Source organism: Devosia lacusdianchii (assembly GCF_022429625.1).
In the GTDB taxonomy this organism is placed as follows: Bacteria; Pseudomonadota; Alphaproteobacteria; order Rhizobiales; family Devosiaceae; genus Devosia; species Devosia lacusdianchii.
Map to the genome: position 1 here is coordinate 1,855,808 of NZ_CP092483.1, position 15,797 is coordinate 1,871,604.

20 protein-coding genes are annotated in these 15,797 nt (G+C 62.7%); 11 read left to right on the forward strand and 9 right to left on the reverse strand.

The features are described from left to right. Nucleotides 1-66 precede the first annotated feature (66 nt). The 3 genes from MF606_RS08890 to MF606_RS08900 all read left to right on the forward strand — a co-directional run bounded on the left by MF606_RS08890 (nt 67) and on the right by MF606_RS08900 (nt 2,795). Nucleotides 67-738 (forward strand): exopolysaccharide biosynthesis protein, encoded by a 672-nt coding sequence (locus MF606_RS08890; RefSeq protein WP_240233436.1) that lies wholly within the window; start codon nt 67-69, stop codon nt 736-738. 93 nt (nt 739-831) lie between these two features. Next, nucleotides 832-2,526, forward strand: coding sequence for a flagellar hook-length control protein FliK (fliK, locus tag MF606_RS08895; RefSeq protein ID WP_240233437.1), 1,695 nt, complete (start codon nt 832-834; stop codon nt 2,524-2,526). Next, nucleotides 2,523-2,795: an EscU/YscU/HrcU family type III secretion system export apparatus switch protein gene (locus MF606_RS08900; protein ID WP_240233438.1), complete on the forward strand. Its 273-nt coding sequence runs from the start codon at nt 2,523-2,525 to the stop codon at nt 2,793-2,795. Before fliK ends, MF606_RS08900 begins: the two co-directional genes overlap by 4 nt. Nucleotides 2,796-2,847: 52 nt before the next feature. Here MF606_RS08900 and MF606_RS08905 read toward each other — a convergent pair whose 3' ends face one another. Next, entirely contained in the window at nt 2,848-3,240 is a 393-nt protein-coding gene (locus MF606_RS08905; RefSeq protein ID WP_240233439.1) for a hypothetical protein, read from the reverse strand. Nucleotides 3,241-3,439: 199 nt separating this feature from the next. On the opposite strand from MF606_RS08905, the gene MF606_RS08910 reads away from it, so the two are divergent. Together MF606_RS08910 and MF606_RS08915 are read left to right on the forward strand one after the other, a co-directional pair. Next, complete coding sequence (locus MF606_RS08910) at nt 3,440-3,994, forward strand: DUF2076 domain-containing protein (RefSeq protein ID WP_240233440.1); 555 nt, start codon at nt 3,440-3,442, stop codon at nt 3,992-3,994. Nucleotides 3,995-4,088: 94 nt separating this feature from the next. Beyond that, a complete protein-coding gene (locus MF606_RS08915) occupies nt 4,089-4,562 on the forward strand; it encodes a hypothetical protein (protein ID WP_240233441.1) in 474 nt (157 codons plus the stop codon). Nucleotides 4,563-4,565: 3 nt separating this feature from the next. On the opposite strand, the gene MF606_RS08920 is transcribed toward MF606_RS08915, so the two are convergent. Next, nucleotides 4,566-5,045, reverse strand: a complete 480-nt coding sequence (locus MF606_RS08920) for a cell wall hydrolase (protein ID WP_420842247.1) — start codon at nt 5,043-5,045, stop codon at nt 4,566-4,568. Nucleotides 5,046-5,155: 110 nt separating this feature from the next. Then, complete coding sequence (locus MF606_RS08925) at nt 5,156-5,488, reverse strand: hypothetical protein (protein ID WP_240233442.1); 333 nt, start codon at nt 5,486-5,488, stop codon at nt 5,156-5,158. A gap of 182 nt (nt 5,489-5,670) precedes the next feature. Here MF606_RS08925 and MF606_RS08930 point away from each other — a divergent pair, with 182 nt between their 5' ends. After that, nucleotides 5,671-5,997 (forward strand): hypothetical protein, encoded by a 327-nt coding sequence (locus tag MF606_RS08930; protein WP_240233443.1) that lies wholly within the window; start codon nt 5,671-5,673, stop codon nt 5,995-5,997. On the opposite strand, the gene MF606_RS08935 is transcribed toward MF606_RS08930, so the two are convergent. Then, on the reverse strand, nt 5,994-6,584 hold the full coding sequence (locus MF606_RS08935) for a 5'-methylthioadenosine/S-adenosylhomocysteine nucleosidase (protein WP_240233444.1): 591 nt from the start codon (nt 6,582-6,584) through the stop codon (nt 5,994-5,996). The two genes, MF606_RS08930 and MF606_RS08935, sit on opposite strands and share 4 nt — an antisense overlap. Nucleotides 6,585-6,661: 77 nt before the next feature. Between MF606_RS08935 and MF606_RS08940 the strand changes: the two genes are divergently transcribed. From MF606_RS08940 to MF606_RS08955, 4 genes are all read left to right on the forward strand, one after another. Further along, nucleotides 6,662-7,012, forward strand: a complete 351-nt coding sequence (locus tag MF606_RS08940; RefSeq protein WP_240233445.1) for a hypothetical protein — start codon at nt 6,662-6,664, stop codon at nt 7,010-7,012. A gap of 56 nt (nt 7,013-7,068) precedes the next feature. Beyond that, nucleotides 7,069-7,656, forward strand: coding sequence for an SOS response-associated peptidase (locus MF606_RS08945; RefSeq protein WP_240233446.1), 588 nt, complete (start codon nt 7,069-7,071; stop codon nt 7,654-7,656). A gap of 127 nt (nt 7,657-7,783) precedes the next feature. Beyond that, nucleotides 7,784-8,161 carry a YybH family protein gene (locus tag MF606_RS08950; RefSeq protein ID WP_240233447.1) on the forward strand — a complete coding sequence of 126 codons (378 nt, stop codon included), beginning with the start codon at nt 7,784-7,786 and terminating at the stop codon, nt 8,159-8,161. A gap of 288 nt (nt 8,162-8,449) precedes the next feature. Beyond that, nucleotides 8,450-9,802: an MFS transporter gene (locus MF606_RS08955; protein ID WP_240233448.1), complete on the forward strand. Its 1,353-nt coding sequence runs from the start codon at nt 8,450-8,452 to the stop codon at nt 9,800-9,802. 20 nt (nt 9,803-9,822) lie between these two features. Here the strand turns inward: MF606_RS08955 and MF606_RS08960 are convergent, their stop codons facing one another. Continuing rightward, nucleotides 9,823-11,043, reverse strand: coding sequence for an MFS transporter (locus MF606_RS08960; protein ID WP_240233449.1), 1,221 nt, complete (start codon nt 11,041-11,043; stop codon nt 9,823-9,825). Nucleotides 11,044-11,270: 227 nt separating this feature from the next. Here MF606_RS08960 and MF606_RS08965 point away from each other — a divergent pair, with 227 nt between their 5' ends. Next, entirely contained in the window at nt 11,271-12,143 is an 873-nt protein-coding gene (locus tag MF606_RS08965) for a DUF2189 domain-containing protein (protein WP_240233450.1), read from the forward strand. A 34-nt stretch (nt 12,144-12,177) separates the two neighbouring features. Here the strand turns inward: MF606_RS08965 and MF606_RS08970 are convergent, their stop codons facing one another. Genes MF606_RS08970 through MF606_RS08985 form a run of 4 tightly spaced genes read right to left on the reverse strand, consistent with a single transcriptional unit; the run spans nt 12,178 to nt 15,726 of the window. Continuing rightward, a complete protein-coding gene (locus MF606_RS08970) occupies nt 12,178-12,534 on the reverse strand; it encodes a cytochrome C oxidase subunit IV family protein (protein ID WP_240233451.1) in 357 nt (118 codons plus the stop codon). 5 nt (nt 12,535-12,539) lie between these two features. Continuing rightward, nucleotides 12,540-13,244 carry a heme-copper oxidase subunit III family protein gene (locus tag MF606_RS08975; protein ID WP_240233452.1) on the reverse strand — a complete coding sequence of 235 codons (705 nt, stop codon included), beginning with the start codon at nt 13,242-13,244 and terminating at the stop codon, nt 12,540-12,542. Then, nucleotides 13,241-13,960, reverse strand: a complete 720-nt coding sequence (locus tag MF606_RS08980) for a cytochrome c oxidase subunit 3 (RefSeq protein ID WP_240233453.1) — start codon at nt 13,958-13,960, stop codon at nt 13,241-13,243. Before MF606_RS08980 ends, MF606_RS08975 begins: the two co-directional genes overlap by 4 nt. Next, nucleotides 13,957-15,726 (reverse strand): cbb3-type cytochrome c oxidase subunit I, encoded by a 1,770-nt coding sequence (locus MF606_RS08985; protein ID WP_240233454.1) that lies wholly within the window; start codon nt 15,724-15,726, stop codon nt 13,957-13,959. Before MF606_RS08985 ends, MF606_RS08980 begins: the two co-directional genes overlap by 4 nt. Nucleotides 15,727-15,797: the final 71 nt, after the last annotated feature.

Genomic DNA, 15,797 nt, shown 5'->3' on the forward strand with positions numbered 1-15,797 from the left:
TGCGTAGCCTCGGAGCCTTAGTCGCCCTATCTAGGGAAAGCATAACGACAGAACGGGACCGAATGCATGGCCGAAGAAGAACCGACCATCAGCCTAGGCCACGTGCCGCCGTCTGAAGGCGCAGATCGCCTATCCGAGATATTGACCGCAATCGCCAAGGGGCAGCATCGCGAGCGCATATCGATCGCCGATTTGCTGCACGCCCTCGAACACCGTGCCATCGGGGCATTGATGTTCATTTTTGCCGTGCCCAATGCCATTCCAGTGCCGCCTGGCGTATCGGCTGTGCTTGGCGCGCCGCTGATTTTCCTGTCGTTCCAGCTCATGATCGGCCGGCGGCCTTGGCTGCCCAAGATCATCACCGATCGTTCCCTGTCGCGCGTGGATTTCGAAAAGGTCGTGGACCTGGCCGCGCCGTGGCTGGCGAAGGCCGAGCGGCTGATGCGTCCGCGTTTCGAATTTCTCGCCAAACCACCGGCTGAGTATCTCGTCGGGGCCGTCTGTCTGCTGCTGTCGATCATCCTCTTTCTGCCGATTCCCCTGGGCAACATGCTGCCAGCCTTCACCATCTGCGTGCTGGCGCTCGGCGTGCTGGAACGGGACGGGGTCTGGATCGCGCTGGGCCTTGCCAGCGCGCTGGCCGCAGTGGTCATCGTCTGGGGCGTCATGCTGGCGCTGCTCTGGGGCGCCATCTATGTGCTCAGCAATCTTCTTGGGATTACGCTGCCCTTTGGTTAGCTGACGTTAAGTTTCCCAAAGGGTCGAGAATCATCGGATGCTGTGAACGCGCTAGACTAGTCTGCCGCATGGTGCGGCCAGGGCCGATTAGGCATGTCGATTTCGTCGCAGCTCCCCCAGATCGTCACCGCCGGCCGCTCGGGAGCTCTGCAAGCGCTCGCCTTGCAGGCCGGGCAAACGCTCGAAGCGACCGTGATCGGTCCCGCGCCCAATGGCGGCACCCAGGTGAAGATCGCCGGGCAGATGCTGAACCTCATCCTGCCCACACTAGCCAAGGCGGGGGAGACGCTGAAGATGGAAGTGCAAGGCACTGGCGCTCAACTGCGCCTGGCCCTGCACCCGGCTGTAGTGCCCACCACAACTGGCCTGCCCGCTGCGCAGCCCGCTCCGGCACAATCCGTAACCCTGCCATTGCCGCACACCCAGGCGCCTGCGCAGGTACCGTTGTCGAACGCACCGCCACCGCTGACGACCTCGGTATCAGTGCCGCCACCGCCAGCTGCACTTGCAACGCCATCGCCTGCTACTTCATCGGCGCCCCCGGTGCCAGTGACGCAGCAATTGCCAGGCGCCACGACTGCTCCCTTGCCGCTTCCGGCTAGCTCGTCTCCACAGCCACAGATGGCGGTGATGCCTCAGTCGCCACCTACCGCCACGGTATCGCCAAGCACGCTGGCAGCCGGTTCGCCACAGCCGATGCCCGTGCAACCTGCGCCGACCGGCTGGGCACCGCAGGCTACGCCGCAGGTCTATTCCCAGACCGCCCAGGTTTTGCCTGCGCCAGGCGGCACAGTGCCTTCGCCGCTCCTCATAGGTCAGGCGCCGCAGTCCGCTGCGCCCTTGGCTCAGCCCGCGCCGGTCGGGCAGCATACCGCGCCGTTACCGACGACCCCGCAGGCTGCGCTGGCACAGATGGTGCAAGCCTCGGTCCCGCGGCAGGGGCCGATCACCAGCCTGACCAGCGCGCTGACCAGCATTGCCGGCAAGGTTGCGCTGCCAGAGCCGGTGGCTCGCGCCGCCCAGCAGGTACTCGCGGGGCAGCTCGCCGCTCCGAATGGGAAGATCGAGGCGACGACGCTGCAGCGGGCGGTGCAGACATCCGGCGTATTTCAGGAGGCCACGCTGGCGCAAGGAGGTAGTTCCCCCGCGCAGTCGGACATGAAGTCGGCCTTGCTGGTACTGCGACAGACACTGACGACCTGGCTTGGCCCTCAGGCCCCCATCGCGCCGCCCACCCATGTTGCGCCGCCCATGCGCGGCAGTGCGCCCCGCGCCAAGACAGCGGATGCGCCGCCAATCGACCCTGCGACAGCGCCCGACGAGGTGGGCAAACAATTGCTGGAACGCACGGAGTCCGCACTCTCCCGGCTGCGCTTGCACCAGCATGCCTCGCTGCCGGACGCCGCTGCCAGAACTGGTGGAGACTGGAGCATGGACCTGCCGATGCTGGTGGGCCAGCACCAGACGCTTCTACAAATTCAGATCCACCGCGACCAGCAGGGCAGCTCGGACGACAGCGGCGAGCGGGGCTGGCAGATGCGATTCGCACTAAACCTGCCCGACCTGGGCGAGGTCGGGGCGCAAGTGTCGCTGCGCGGCACTGCCACCGGCATCATGCTTTGGGCAACGGAAAGCGCGACGTCCGAGGCGTTGGAGGCCGGGCTTGGTGAACTGCGCGAGGCGCTTGTGAGCGCGGGATTGAAGCCGGGTGCCGTCATCGTGCGTCGCGGGGAGCCCCCGGTGTCGGCGGCTGCGCCTTCCGGTCATTTCCTGGATGCGCGCACATGACAGATTCGCCGAAAGAACGCGCGCTAGCCGTTGCCCTTCAGTACGAGAAGGGCAGCCGCGACGCGCCACGCGTTGTTGCTAAGGGGCGGGGGCTCGTCGCCGAACAGATCGTTGCGCTAGCCGAGGAGAGTGGTGTGGTGATCGAGGCCAACCCGGTGCTGGCAGAAGCGTTGAGCGGCATTGAGATCGACGAGACGATTCCTATTGAACTCTACGAAGCGGTCGCCATCGTCATCGGCTACGTGCTGAAGGTCAGTACAAATAGATAGTCCCGCAGCTTGTGGGCTGCGGGACTGAAGTCGTTCCGGCGTGACGCCAGGATTACTGAACGCCGAGCATCTGCTTGGCAGCCTGCTCGGCGAGGTCGCCAGCCTGCTTGATCTGGTCGGCGGTGAGGCCTTGGGCCTTGCCGGCATCTTCAGCGGCCTTACGGGCGGCGGCGATGGTCTCGGTCTTCTGCGCTTCGGTCATGTTGGCGGCCTGGGCTTGCACAGCCTGCATCGCTTGCTCGGGCGTCACGGCAGCGCCCGGAGCGGCAGCAGCCGGGGCAGCGGCGGCCGGAGCGGTCTCAGCAGCAGGAGCAGCCGGGGTCTCAGCGGCCGGGGCCGTGGTCTCGGTGGTCGCTGCGGGCTCAGCCGGAGTTTCCGGATTGCTGCAGGCAGCAAGGGCCAGCATCGAGACGGCGACGAGTGGCAGGAGGAGCTTGGTGTTCATCTTGATTTTTCCTGTGGCGGCGGTGATTTAGTTACCGATCACTACTTCGTTACACCGGGACATCCGGCAAAGTTTTGGCCAGTTTACGGCTTTTTCGCGGCACAAATGCCTAAGGCCCAGCAAATTGGCCGAACGGGATTGCAACACCTGTCGCACACCACCATTTCAACTGGGTGACTAATGCGCACGGAGTGGAGCCATGCCGAACCAACAAGACCGCGAGGCTATCGATGGCCTGTTCGACCGCATCGAAGATGTCGCCCGCAACAGCGCCTCGCGAGATCGCGATGCCGAGGCGTTGATCCAGCAGCGGCTGCGCGAGTTTCCGCCAGCGCCCTACTACATGGCACAAACCATCCTGATCCAGGAGCAGGCGTTGCGGCAGGCGCAGGAGCGCATCGAGCAGCTCGAGGCCCAGGCGCAGCCGCGTGGTGGTTTTCTCGGCGGCCTGTTTGGCGATGACGAACCGCAAAGGCGGCCGGCACGCAGTCGCGGCCCATGGGATCGTCAGCAGGATTTTGAAGATCGCCGCGGGCAGGGCGGCGGCTTTCTTGCCGGCGCAGCTCAGACCGCGCTTGGCGTTACCGGTGGCGTGCTACTCGGTAGCGCTATCGCCGGCATGCTGACGGGTGGCGCCCAAGCCCAAGAAGCTTCGCCCGATAGCAGCGCCGATCAGGGCGCGGACGACTACGATGCAGGTGGTGACGGCGGCGATTTTGGCGGCGGTGACTTCGATATAGGCGGCGATTTCTGAACGGTTTCTAAACGCATTCTGAACGGGCCTCCCAGAGCCCGTTCAGCGCACGGCCGATAAGCAATCCTCATCGCAATGCCATTGAGGGTTGGCCATGCTCACCACTGCTCGTCATCGTCGTATCGCAATCCAGAGGTCGGTGTTCATCGCCGGCGTTGCCGCACTTGTCGTGCTCTTCGGCGTGCCCGCCAGGGCCTATGAGATCCAGCAGCTCTACGGCAATGACGAGGGGCAGGTAGAGTTCGTCATGCCCTCGGGCAATATCGGCTGCATCTACACGCCTGAGGGCGGCACATCGGTCTATGAGAGCTACAATGGTCTGGCCGAAATCCAATGCGACCGCGTCGAGCCCGATTATGTCCGCGCCATTCTAGGCGGGGCGGGCGAAGGCTATGTGGTCGAAGATGTGGGCGACCCGAGCTGCTGTTCGCTCGGCCAGACATTCCAATACGATCACATCGTCGAGCTTGGACCGTTCCAGTGCCTGTCGGCCCGCAACGGGCTGACCTGCGCACGCGAGGATGGGCACGGCTTCTTCCTGAGCCGCGCGCTGGTTCAGGCGAAGTAGCGCTCAGAACGTTCCTGGAGTCCGCTTCTCGTAGAACTCGTTGCCGCCCGCTTCGAGCACGTAATACATGTTGTTGTAGGGGAAGCGCAGGCCGGCCGTGTGGAAATGCTGGGCATTCTGCACGCCGGGATGCCGCGCGCCGCGCAAAACCTGGTCGGCAACCTGCGCTGCGAGAACGGCACCGCTATCGGTCATCTTCTTGGTCAGCACGCCCTGCGCGAACTGGTTCTTCTGACCGACCACGCCGCAGACCGATTTGGGATAGCGAGAGTCGGCAACCCGGTTCATGACCACAGTACCAACGGCCAGCATGCCTTCGGCGCTTGAGCGATTGGACTCAAAATACATGGCCCGCATCAGGCATTCTTTTTCGCTGAGCTGAGCCATGCCGAAGTTGAGGCCCATGAAGCTGCAGCCACCCAGGCTTGAGGCGGCAACGACAAGGGCGGCTGCGCGCAGCATCGCTTTGGTCGAAAAACGCATTGGGCCATCTCCGGTCTGTTGCAATTGTGCAATTGAGACCGAAAATGACCCAACAGACTTAAGGAAAGTCTGACCCGGAAGGTTAGCAAATCGCTAACCTTCGCAACATGCTAGTCGCGGCTGAAGATTAGCGCGGAAATGAGGGCAATCGTGCCAAGCGCGACGATGACCGGCACCGGGTTTTCCTGCACGACCTTGCTGGCCGCATTGGCCTGCCGGCCGACCTGGCGCGCCACGACCGTGCCTTGGTGGCGAACTTCCTTCGCAAGAGCCAGCGCGTTGTGCTGCACGTCGCCGAGGCTGCTCCCGCCATAGTCGCTGACGGCATCGGCGATCGCCGCAATCTCCTTGCGCAGGGAAGCAATCTGCTGCGCGATATTGCCCGAAAGCTCCTCGCCGCTATCCTCGACCTGCTTGATAACTCGTCTTGCTGATGTTGCCATGGCGACGCTCCGTTCACTGTTGTCGTTGGTGAACTCGGCTTTGCCCCAGAAAGTTCCTTGCAACGCGGCAGCCACCAGTTCAAGGGCGGGCCCCGCGCAATTGTGACCACCGCAGACCTTGGCCCGGCGACCTCGCATCACTAAATGCAGCTTTGACGTTCACGCGATCCGAGGGGACCGCCATGGCAAAGAGCCACGCCCGACTTAACCGCCAGTTCGACCGCCTTCAGAGCCGCATCCCGAATTTTGCCGCTCGGATGCTCGAGCGGCTGCGCCGCCCGGAGGCGCGCTGGGTACGGATTCCGCTCGGTTTTCTGCTGATCCTGGGCGGTATTTTCAGCTTCTTGCCGGTGCTCGGCATCTGGATGCTGCCGCTCGGCCTGCTGCTACTGGCGCTGGACCTCGTATTCCTGCAGGGCCCGGTGAACAACGCCATCGTTCGCGGCACGCGCAAGTGGAGCACCTGGAGCCGGGCGCGCCGCGACAAGAAAGCTGCTCAGCAGCGCTAAAGCCGACCTTCGGCTACCGCTGCCTCCACCAAATCGACCGCGGCCGCAAGCTTTTCGTCGATGATGTGCAGGTACTGCGTCCAGTCGTCGACGTGGCCGAGCTCCGACGCCCCATCCGAAATGCCCCGCAATGCCAACAAGGGCACGCCAAAGGCCTGGCAGGCGCGCAGCACAGCGTAGGTCTCCATATCGACCATGTCCGCCGCGATGCCGTCATAGGCGCGGCCCGATACGATATTGGCGCCGGTCGACAGGGTCGCTGTCGGTAGTCCGGCGATCGTCGTCAGCGGCAGTACTGGCGGCATGTTGAGGAAGGGTGTCTGTCCTTTCGCAAAACCAAGAGCCGAGGCATCCATGTCGCGATAGGACACAGCGCTGGCCTGGTGGACGCCGCATTGCTCAAGACTGCGCGAGCCAGCGGACCCCAGCGACACCACCAGCCGGGGCAGGGTGCTTGCGCCGGCCAGCGAGCGCGTAACCGCCACGGCTGCTTCGACCGGCCCGACGCCGGTCATCAGCGGATCGATGCGCCGGCGCAGGTGCGGGCCGTATTCGGCCTCAGCGGCCATGACATAAAGGATGGTCATGCCCGCAAAGCTAGCATGGCCCGACTGCTTGCCAAGAGACGTCGTTACGGGTTCGGTAATGAGAACATGACAATCTGATGAACATCGGCGGCGCCGGAATGGCCGGCGCGCCAGTTCAGGGGACCAAAGTGCGTTTCGCGGTGATTGAGGAAAGCAGGGAGTGGACGGAGCCAGGACGGCGCTCCCCCCATGTTGTGCCAGTTACGGTGCTCGTCGAGGATGTCGAAGCTGAGGCCCGCCGCCGTCTGCGCGCGATCAAGCTCGATGAGTGGCGCACGCGCGAATTCATCACAGGCAACCCCATGCCCGCCGATGTCAGGCACTTTGCCTTGCAGGTCGAGTTCGCCGCACAGGCGATTTCCCGGCTGTCTCCCATTCCCGAAGATTTCGACAGCGATGTCTACTGGCCCCGCCTCTGGGGTCTGTGATCCGTCCGCGCGATTGAGGACTTGCCCGCCGGTCGCTGAACTGGTTGCATCGGCGCATGTGCAACGACTACGAGCAGCATGTCAGCCATGCCGAGTATTCCAAGGCTATACGGGCGTTGGAGCTGTCGGGTTCTGACGCTGATGCGTCGGCCCTGATTGCCGCTGACGATATTCGTATTGGCGATAGCGGGCCGGTACTGCGCGCGGCCGGCAACGGCGTTGAACTAATCGCGATGCGCTTCGGCTTTCCACCGCCCCGGCCAAAGGCCGGACCGATCTTCAACTTCAAATCGGATGGTCGCAACTTTGCGGACTCGCGCCGCTGCGTGATCGTGCTGTCGGGCTTTTTCGAGTTCACTGGCACCAAATACCCCAAGACCAAGCATCGCTTTGTGTTGAAGGACTCGCCGGTCATGGGCATTGCCGGGCTGTGGAGCGAGGACAAGGACGGCGCACTAAGCTTCACCATGCTGACAACGGCACCAGGACCGGATATTGCGCCGATCCATGATCGACAAGTCTGTGTGCTGCATCCAAGGGATTGGGCGCATTGGCTGTTTCTCACCCGCCCCGAGGCCGAATTGCTGGCGCCACTGCCAGCTGGGACGCTCGTGGTGGAAACCGTGCGCGAAGGTTCCGACTGAGCTTCGGCAAGCCGCTGGCTTGATCGGTCCCAATCACCGCCGAGACACCAACGCGATAATTTCACCGCGAAATGTCGGCTTGGCTCCGGCGCGCGCGTCCTGGCCCAAATGGACGCGGGAGATGGAAATGAGCCAGATCGATGAAACCCAGATACGATCGATGCTGGAGGCATGGGCGCAGGCGGTGCGCGATATCGACATGGATGGTATCCTCGCCAACCATACCGAAGACATGGTGATGTTCGATGTACCGGTACCGCTGCAAAGTCGTGGCATGGACGCGTACCGCAAGACCTGGGACTTGTTCTTTAAGTATAGCAAGGGCGGTCCGGACTCGTTCAATCTCATCGAGATCGAGATAAGCGCGGGAGACGATGTCGCATTCGCCCATGGCATACTGGGTATCGAGCAGACGCGATTGCGTTTGACGGTCGGCTTGCGCAAGCAGAACGGACAATGGCGTATCGCCCATGAGCACCATTCCTATCCGCAAGAGATCGGATGAGACCCTCGTGACGGGTTGAGCATTCGGCAATACCCCGCTAGCCTCGCCGCCCCGGAAGCGCTAGGGGCGGAGTGCTTTCGGATCTATTCCGGGTATCGGAATATTCCAAGTTCTAGCTTGACATATCCCCTACAGAGGTTTTCAAAGTCAGTCCTTGGAAATTGCCTGTGCGGCAAGAAGATGCCGGCGCGGCGCTCATAGCAGACCAAGACTGCCCACGATCTAGTCCACTCCGCCCTTGCCATAGCGGGCATGGTCTCCATGCCGGCGAACCACTCAGGTGACGCGATGACAAACCCGTTCTATCAGATCCTTGGCAACAATCTCGTCGCCAACATCACGAACTACACTGTCTGGTTCGCGCTGACCTTCTGGGTCTATATCGAGACGCAATCTGTGTTCGCGACGGGAATGATCGCCGGCGTGTACCTGATATTCACGGCGGCATTCGGCTTCTGGTTCGGTAGCATCGTCGACCACAACCCCAAGAAACTGGCGATGCTCGGCTCGAGCGCCACGTCGGTCGTGTTCTACACGCTGTCGCTGGCCATGGTCTGGCTGGAGCCGGAAGGGGCGTTCACCGACCCGTACGGGCCTTATCTGTGGACTTTCGTGTTTCTGATCATGCTCGGCGTTATCGCTGGCAATATCCGATCCATCGCCCTGCCGACGCTGGTGACCATTCTCATTCCCGAGGACCGCCGCGACAAGGCGAACGGTCTGGTTGGCATGGTTGGCGGCATCGGGTTTCTGACCACGTCGGTGATCAGCGGCTTCCTGGTCGCCTGGGGCGGCATGCTGGCGACGCTTATCATGGCTCTGATCCTGACGCTGCTGGTCTTCGCCCACCTGACCTTCGTCCAGATCGACGAGAAGCGTGCCGTGGCCGAGCCCGGCGAACCGGCCGCACCCAAGACCGTCGACATCAAGGGCACGATCCGCGTCATCGCAGCGGTGCCTGGGCTGTTCGCGCTGATCTTCTTTGCCACCTTCAACAATTTCCTCGGCGGCGTCTTCATGGCGCTGCTCGACGCCTATGGCCTGTCGCTGGTCTCGGTGCAGGTCTGGGGCCTGACATTCGGCATATTGTCGACGGCCTTCATTCTGAGCGGCCTGGTCATCGCCAAGACGGGGCTCGGCAAGAACCCGCTGCGCACGCTGTTGCTCGTCAACCTCATCACCTGGTCGGTATGCTGCATTTTCACCATCCAGCCCTCGTTCTGGCTGCTGGCGGGGGGATGTTTCATCTGGATGCTGCTGGGGCCCTATGCCGAGGCCGCCGAGCACACGACCCTGCAAAAGGTTGTGCCGATGGAACGCCAGGGGCGCGTCTTCGGCTTTGCTCAATCGATCGAACAGTCCGCGTCGCCGTTGACGGCCTTCCTGATCGGCCCACTGACGCAGTTCATCGTCATTCCGTTCATGACCGACGGCGCTGGAGCGATGACGATTGGCAGCTGGTTCGGCACCGGTCCAGCTCGCGGCATCGCACTGGTATTCACGATTGCCGGGGTGATTGGCGTACTCGTGACGATCCTGGCGCTCAACTCGCGGCAGTATCGGGACCTCTCGGCCGCCTATGCCAAGGCACCGGACCCGGAGCCTGACGAAGCGGCCGAGACGAGCCCGGCCGCCACCTGAGGTTATTGCGGCTGGTCTGGTCAGGCCGGCTGCAGCTTGGCGTCGCTCGACTGACCGGGCTTGGGGAATGTCAGCGCGACCAGGGCCGCGGCGATACCGATGCCAGCAGAGCTGACATAGAGCCAGTGGTAGTCGCCAAACGTATCGAAGATAAAGCCGCCACCGACCGGGCCGAAGGCCATGCCGATGGCCGAGGTCATGGTGATGCCGCCCAGCACCGTACCCATCACGTGGGCCGGGAAGTAATCGCGCGCCAGCACGGCATAGAGTGGCATGACACCGCCATAGGCGAGGCCCAGCACGGCGGCGAGCATGTAGAACTGGGTCAGTTCGCCAACATAGATGTAGGTGTAAATGCCGGCAGCCTGCAGTAACAGGCCGCCGATAATGACGCGCTTGACGCCTAAGCGATCGGCGAGAACGCCGAAGATCACGCGACCGAACAGGCCGGCGACGCCCTCGACGCTGTAGATGCTGGCGGCCGCGAGCGCCGAGGCGCCGCAGAGCATGGCATAGCTCACCGTGTGGAAGATCGGGCCGGAATGGGCGGCGCAGCAGAGGAAGAACACGGCCGCGAGGACGATGAACTGCGGTTTGCGCATTACGGCGCCAACGGACGATTTTGCCCGTGAGGGCATCTCCACCTGCTGGTCGCTTGGCCCGGCAGCCGCCAAAGCGGCCGGAGCCCGGCGGATGAGGAAGGTGATCGGAATGATGATAAGCGTCGCGCCAGCGGCGATCATCAGCATGGCCGGCCGCCAGCCATACATGCTGATGAGCACGCTGGCGAATGGGGTGACTACCATGGGCGCTACGCCACCGCCGATCGAGACCAGCGATACGGCCAGGCTGCGGTGCTTGTTGAACCAGCCGATTGTTGTGGCCATCAGCGGGGCAAAGAAGGCGCCACCGGCTCCACCCACCAGCCCGCCATAGGCGATCTGGAAGACCAGCAGGTTTGGCGCGCGGCTGGCGATGGCAAGGCCCAGCCCCAGCATCACTGAGGCGATCAGCACCACGGGGCGGGCGCCGATACGATCGCTGAGCGTGCCCCAGAAGAATCCGCCAATGCCCATGACGATGAAGCCGACCGTCATGGCCATCGAAATGCCGGCGCGCGACCAGCCGGTATCGTCAGATATCGGCTGCAGGTAGACCGGCAGCGCGAACATCGAGCCTGCCGCCACGCAGGTGATCACCGCGCCGGTGGCGACGATGACCCAGCCATAGTGTCGTTCCATGTCTCAGCTCTCCTCCTGAGGTTTCAAACTATAGACGATCGGCGTGAGGCTGGGTCGACGTGTGTGCGCGAATTATTTCCGTGGCGCCGTCCTGGAGAATGCGACTCGCGACAGGGGCGCCGATTGGGAGTATTGTGCCGGCAGTGGGTCGCGAGTGCGTGGCCAAGCACTTCGTCCTTGCGACAGACGCAGCCGGCGCCAGTTGATGGCGTGTTTGGGAGGACGACATGCTGCAAACTCGCGTGCATACCGGCGCTGCCGCCGGGCAAATGGCAATCCCCGAAATTCGCAAGATCAGTACGAGCGATGTGTTAGATGCCCTAAGGCATGGCTTAGAGGATTTTTGGGCGCATCCGTCGCACTATGTCTTGGCCGGGTTCATCTACCCGATCGTGATGACCGTGCTGGCATTCTGGGTGTCGGGTGAGAACGTATTGCCGCTGCTCTATCCGCTCGCGACAGGTTTCGCTCTGCTCGGCCCCTTCGTGGCCCTGTTCTTCTACGAGATCAGCCGACGCCAGGAGCTGGGGCTGGACACGTCATGGAGCCATGGTTTCGAGGTCCTGCGATCGCCCGGCCTTCTCGCCATCGCGACGGTGGGCGTGGTTCTGGGCGTTCTGTTCGTGACTTGGCTCATTGCCGCACAGGTTTTGTTCGTGGGCCTGTTTGGCGGCGTTGCGCCAACCTCGTTGCCAGCGTTGTTCACTGAGGTCTTCACCACGTCAAATGGCTGGCTGCTGATCGTCGCCGGCAACCTCATTGGCTTCCTGTTCGCCATCGAGGTTCTCTCTATCTCGGTTGTGTCGTTTCCACTGATGCTTGATCGGCACGTCAGCCCCAGTGTCGCCATCGCAGCCTCGATCAAGGCGACCCTGGCCAATCCCGTGCCGGTGGCGCTATGGGGCCTGATCGTAGCGGTCTTGCTGGCGGCGGGCATAGCAACGTTTTTCGTCGGCCTTGTCATCGTCATGCCGGTGCTTGGGCATGCCACTTGGCATCTCTATCGCAAGCTCATCGTGCCGCAGACGGGTCGGCAGGTGCGCAGCCGCGCGCCCAGTACCAACCCGGCGCGGGCCATGCGCTCGCGCAGGGCCACGTGATTTGTGGGGCTCCGGTACCTCGTGGCCCGGAGCCTCACGTCCCCGCGTTGAGGAACAAGACTCGGGTGAGTTGAGTGTAGTTGGCCTCCAGCGCCATCATCGCCACGAAGACCAGGATCACCACAGGTGGCACCAGGATGGCGTAGCTCAGCGCCAGCCGCTCCCAGCGCATATGCATGAAGATCGAGACGATCAGTCCGGCCTTGAGCGCCATCAGCACCAGGATCAGCCCCCAGCGCAGGAAGCCCTGGAATTGCAGGATATCCACCATGTAGGAGCCGACGCTGAGGACGAACAGCCACACCCAGACCACCAGATAGAGGCGAATAGGATGCTGCTGGCTCTCGTCATGCGTTGCGACCGGTACGGCGTCTGTCACGGTATGATTCATCTGGCTCACCACAGGTAGAACAAGGCGAAAATGAAGACCCACACCAGATCGACGAAGTGCCAATAGAGGCCCATGATCTCGACGATCTCGTAGCGGCCCTTGCGGGAGGTGAAGAAGCCAGGGCGCCCGGTATCGAAGTCGCCGCGCCAGACCTTGCGGGCCACGATCAGCAGGAAGATGACGCCGATGCTGACATGGGTGCCGTGAAAGCCGGTGATCATGAAGAAGATAGCGCCGAACTGCTGGGCGCCCCATGGATTTTCCCACGGGCGCACGCCCTCCGAGATCAACTTGCTCCACTCGAAGGCCTGCATGCCCACGAACATTAGCCCGAACGCTGCGGTCAGCAGCATCAGGATAGCGGTCTTGGCGCGGTCGCGGCGGTAGCCGAAATTGACTGCCATCGCCATGGTGCCACTCGAGGTGATGAGCACAAAAGTCATGATGGCGATGAGCAGGAGCGGCATGTGGTTGCCGGCGATTTCCAGCGAGAAGACCTCGCTGGCATTGGGCCACGGCACTGTCGTCGACATTCGGGCCGTCATGTAAGAGAGCAGGAAGCAGCCGAAGATGAAGGTGTCGCTGAGCAGGAACACCCACATCATCACCTTGCCCCAGGACGCCGTCTTGAACGAGCGTTGGTCGGACGACCAATCGGCAACAATGCCGCTCCAGCCGGACGCCCGTTGCGGAACTGCGGGATCGCTCATGGCAGGCCTCCCTGGGTCAGAATCTGGCTGCACAGGGTGAGGAACTCGGCGGCCGATCCCGAAAGGACCGCCAGCAGTACCGCCCAGACGAACAGCATGAACAGCCAGTAGGTAGCGGCCAGCTCGACGCTGACCCGTATCCGCTCGCGGTGTTCGCCGCGTCGGATCCGCTCGAAGCTACGGGCGAGTGCGAACATGCCGCCGATGACGTGCAGACCATGCGCCGCGGTCATTAGATAAAAGAAGCTGTCCGCCGGGCCGGAATTGACGAAGTTGCCGCTCGCGGCCAGCATGCGCCAGGCGGCGAACTGGCCCGCCAGAAACAATAGCGCGCCGCCGCTGGCGATTAGGACGCCGGTCTGCACCGTTGCGCGGTCACCGCGATTGGCCGCTCTCAGAGACCATTCGAGCGCTAGGCTGGTGCCCAGCAATGTCAGGGTATTGGGCCAGACGATCCAGGGCAGGGGCATCGCTCGCCAATCCGTCCCCTCCGCGCGCAGCAGATAGCCGGTGATCAGCAGCGCGAACAGCGAGCCAACGACCGCCAGGAACACGCCGAGACCTACCTGCGCCGACGAGTGGGGCGGGGCACCGGAATGGACCACGTCGCCGGCCTGATCGCCCTGCAGCCACGGCTTGGCGAACAGGCCCTGCCGCGACAGCCACCAGCCGGCGATAAGCGTCAGGACCGCAATGAAACCCAGGATAGCGCTCATGCCGCGCCCCCCTTGGTGAGGGTGCCAGGCTCGTTCTGGGGGATGAAATCCTCCTTGGCGCCAGGCACGCTGTAGTCATAAGCCCAGCGATAGACCATCGGCAGCGTGTCGCCCCAATTGCCGTGCACCGGCGGGGTCTGCGGGGTCTGCCATTCCAGCGTCGTGGCGCGCCAGGGATTGGGTCCGGATTCCTTGCCGTGGCGCAGGCTCCAGATGAGGTTGAACACGAAGACGATTTGCGCGAAGCCCACGATGAACGCCATGACCGAGATAAAGGCGTTCAGCGTTGCGGCCGAGGGCGGCATGATCAGGATGTCTGAAGACTCGAAGTAACGCCGCGGCGCCCCCATCAGCCCCAGATAATGCATGGGGAAGAAGATGAGATAGGCGCCGAGGAACGTGACCCAGAAGTGGAACTTGGCCATAGCGTCGCCAAGCATCCGGCCGGTGACCTTGGGGTACCAATGGTAGATGGCGCCGAAGATGACCAGGATCGGCGCCACACCCATCACCATGTGAAAGTGCGCCACCACGAACATCGTGTCCGATAGCGGCACGTCGACCACCACATTGCCCAGGAACAGGCCCGACAGCCCACCATTGACAAAGGTGACGATGAAGCCGAGGGCGAACAGCATGGGCGGGTTGAAATGGATGTCGCCGCGCCACAGCGTCAGCACCCAATTGTAGACCTTGATCGCCGTTGGCACCGCGATGATCAACGTCGTCGTGGCAAAGAAGAACCCGAAATAGGGGTTCATGCCGCTCACATACATGTGGTGCGCCCACACGATGAAACTCAGCGCCCCGATGCCGACAATGGCCCACACCATCATGCGATAACCGAAGATGTTGCGCCGGGCATGGGTGCTGATGAGATCGGACACGATGCCGAAGGCGGGCAGGGCGACGATGTAGACTTCGGGGTGACCGAAGAACCAGAACAGATGCTGAAACAGGATCGGGCTGCCACCGCCATAGCTCAGCTGTTCGCCCATCTCGACCAGCGTCGGCATGAAGAAGCTGGTGCCCAGATACTTGTCGAACAACATCATCACCGAGGCCACGAATAGCGCCGGAAAGGCGAGCAGCGCCATGATGGTGGCAACGAAGATACCCCAGATCGTCAGCGGCAACCGCATCAGCGTCATGCCGCGCGTGCGGGCCTGCAGCACCGTCACCGTGTAGTTGAGCCCACCCATGGTGAAGCCGATGATGAAGAGGATCAGCGACACCAGCATCAGCATGATGCCCCATTGCTGCCCGGGCGTATTGGAGAGGATCGCCTGCGGCGGATAGAGCGTCCAGCCGGCGCCCGTCGGACCGCCCGGCACGAAGAAGCTGACCACCAGCAGCAACACGGCAAGCAGGTATAGCCAGTAGCTGAGCATGTTGGCGTAGGGGAAGACCATGTCCCGGGCGCCCACCATCAGCGGAATGAGGTAATTGCCGAAACCGCCCAGGAACAGCGCAGTCAGCAAGTACACCACCATGATCATGCCGTGCATGGTGATGATCTGGTAGTAGCGCTCGGCGTCGATGAATTCGAACACACCAGGAAAACCGAGCTGCAGGCGGATCAGCCAGGAGAGGACCAGCGCCACAGCGCCGATGGCCAGTGCCGTCGCCGAGTATTGCACGGCGATGACCTTGGCATCTTGCGAGAAGACATACTTCGTCCACCAGCTGTGCGGGTGGTAGAGCTCCATATCCTCGATTTCGGCGGGCGGGACGGTGTCGCTCGCGTCATGCGGGATGTCGGCCATGCGCTCCTCCTCAATACTCCTCTTCGTGGCCGTCTTGATGCGGCCTGGTATTCAAGCTCCTCCGCGTGCGC

Excerpts from the sequence above, each read along its gene's own strand:
- MF606_RS08890 (WP_240233436.1), top strand. The coding sequence starts at position 67 with ATGGCCGAAGAAGAACCGACCATCAGCCTAGGCCACGTGCCGCCGTCT.
- fliK (WP_240233437.1), top strand. The coding sequence starts at position 832 with ATGTCGATTTCGTCGCAGCTCCCCCAGATCGTCACCGCCGGCCGCTCG.
- MF606_RS08900 (WP_240233438.1), top strand. The coding sequence starts at position 2,523 with ATGACAGATTCGCCGAAAGAACGCGCGCTAGCCGTTGCCCTTCAGTAC.
- MF606_RS08905 (WP_240233439.1), bottom strand. The coding sequence starts at position 3,240 with ATGAACACCAAGCTCCTCCTGCCACTCGTCGCCGTCTCGATGCTGGCC.
- MF606_RS08910 (WP_240233440.1), top strand. The coding sequence starts at position 3,440 with ATGCCGAACCAACAAGACCGCGAGGCTATCGATGGCCTGTTCGACCGC.
- MF606_RS08915 (WP_240233441.1), top strand. The coding sequence starts at position 4,089 with ATGCTCACCACTGCTCGTCATCGTCGTATCGCAATCCAGAGGTCGGTG.
- MF606_RS08920 (WP_420842247.1), bottom strand. The coding sequence starts at position 5,045 with ATGCGTTTTTCGACCAAAGCGATGCTGCGCGCAGCCGCCCTTGTCGTT.
- MF606_RS08925 (WP_240233442.1), bottom strand. The coding sequence starts at position 5,488 with ATGGCAACATCAGCAAGACGAGTTATCAAGCAGGTCGAGGATAGCGGC.
- MF606_RS08930 (WP_240233443.1), top strand. The coding sequence starts at position 5,671 with ATGGCAAAGAGCCACGCCCGACTTAACCGCCAGTTCGACCGCCTTCAG.
- MF606_RS08935 (WP_240233444.1), bottom strand. The coding sequence starts at position 6,584 with ATGACCATCCTTTATGTCATGGCCGCTGAGGCCGAATACGGCCCGCAC.
- MF606_RS08940 (WP_240233445.1), top strand. The coding sequence starts at position 6,662 with ATGAACATCGGCGGCGCCGGAATGGCCGGCGCGCCAGTTCAGGGGACC.
- MF606_RS08945 (WP_240233446.1), top strand. The coding sequence starts at position 7,069 with ATGTGCAACGACTACGAGCAGCATGTCAGCCATGCCGAGTATTCCAAG.
- MF606_RS08950 (WP_240233447.1), top strand. The coding sequence starts at position 7,784 with ATGAGCCAGATCGATGAAACCCAGATACGATCGATGCTGGAGGCATGG.
- MF606_RS08955 (WP_240233448.1), top strand. The coding sequence starts at position 8,450 with ATGACAAACCCGTTCTATCAGATCCTTGGCAACAATCTCGTCGCCAAC.
- MF606_RS08960 (WP_240233449.1), bottom strand. The coding sequence starts at position 11,043 with ATGGAACGACACTATGGCTGGGTCATCGTCGCCACCGGCGCGGTGATC.
- MF606_RS08965 (WP_240233450.1), top strand. The coding sequence starts at position 11,271 with ATGCTGCAAACTCGCGTGCATACCGGCGCTGCCGCCGGGCAAATGGCA.
- MF606_RS08970 (WP_240233451.1), bottom strand. The coding sequence starts at position 12,534 with ATGAATCATACCGTGACAGACGCCGTACCGGTCGCAACGCATGACGAG.
- MF606_RS08975 (WP_240233452.1), bottom strand. The coding sequence starts at position 13,244 with ATGAGCGATCCCGCAGTTCCGCAACGGGCGTCCGGCTGGAGCGGCATT.
- MF606_RS08980 (WP_240233453.1), bottom strand. The coding sequence starts at position 13,960 with ATGAGCGCTATCCTGGGTTTCATTGCGGTCCTGACGCTTATCGCCGGC.
- MF606_RS08985 (WP_240233454.1), bottom strand. The coding sequence starts at position 15,726 with ATGGCCGACATCCCGCATGACGCGAGCGACACCGTCCCGCCCGCCGAA.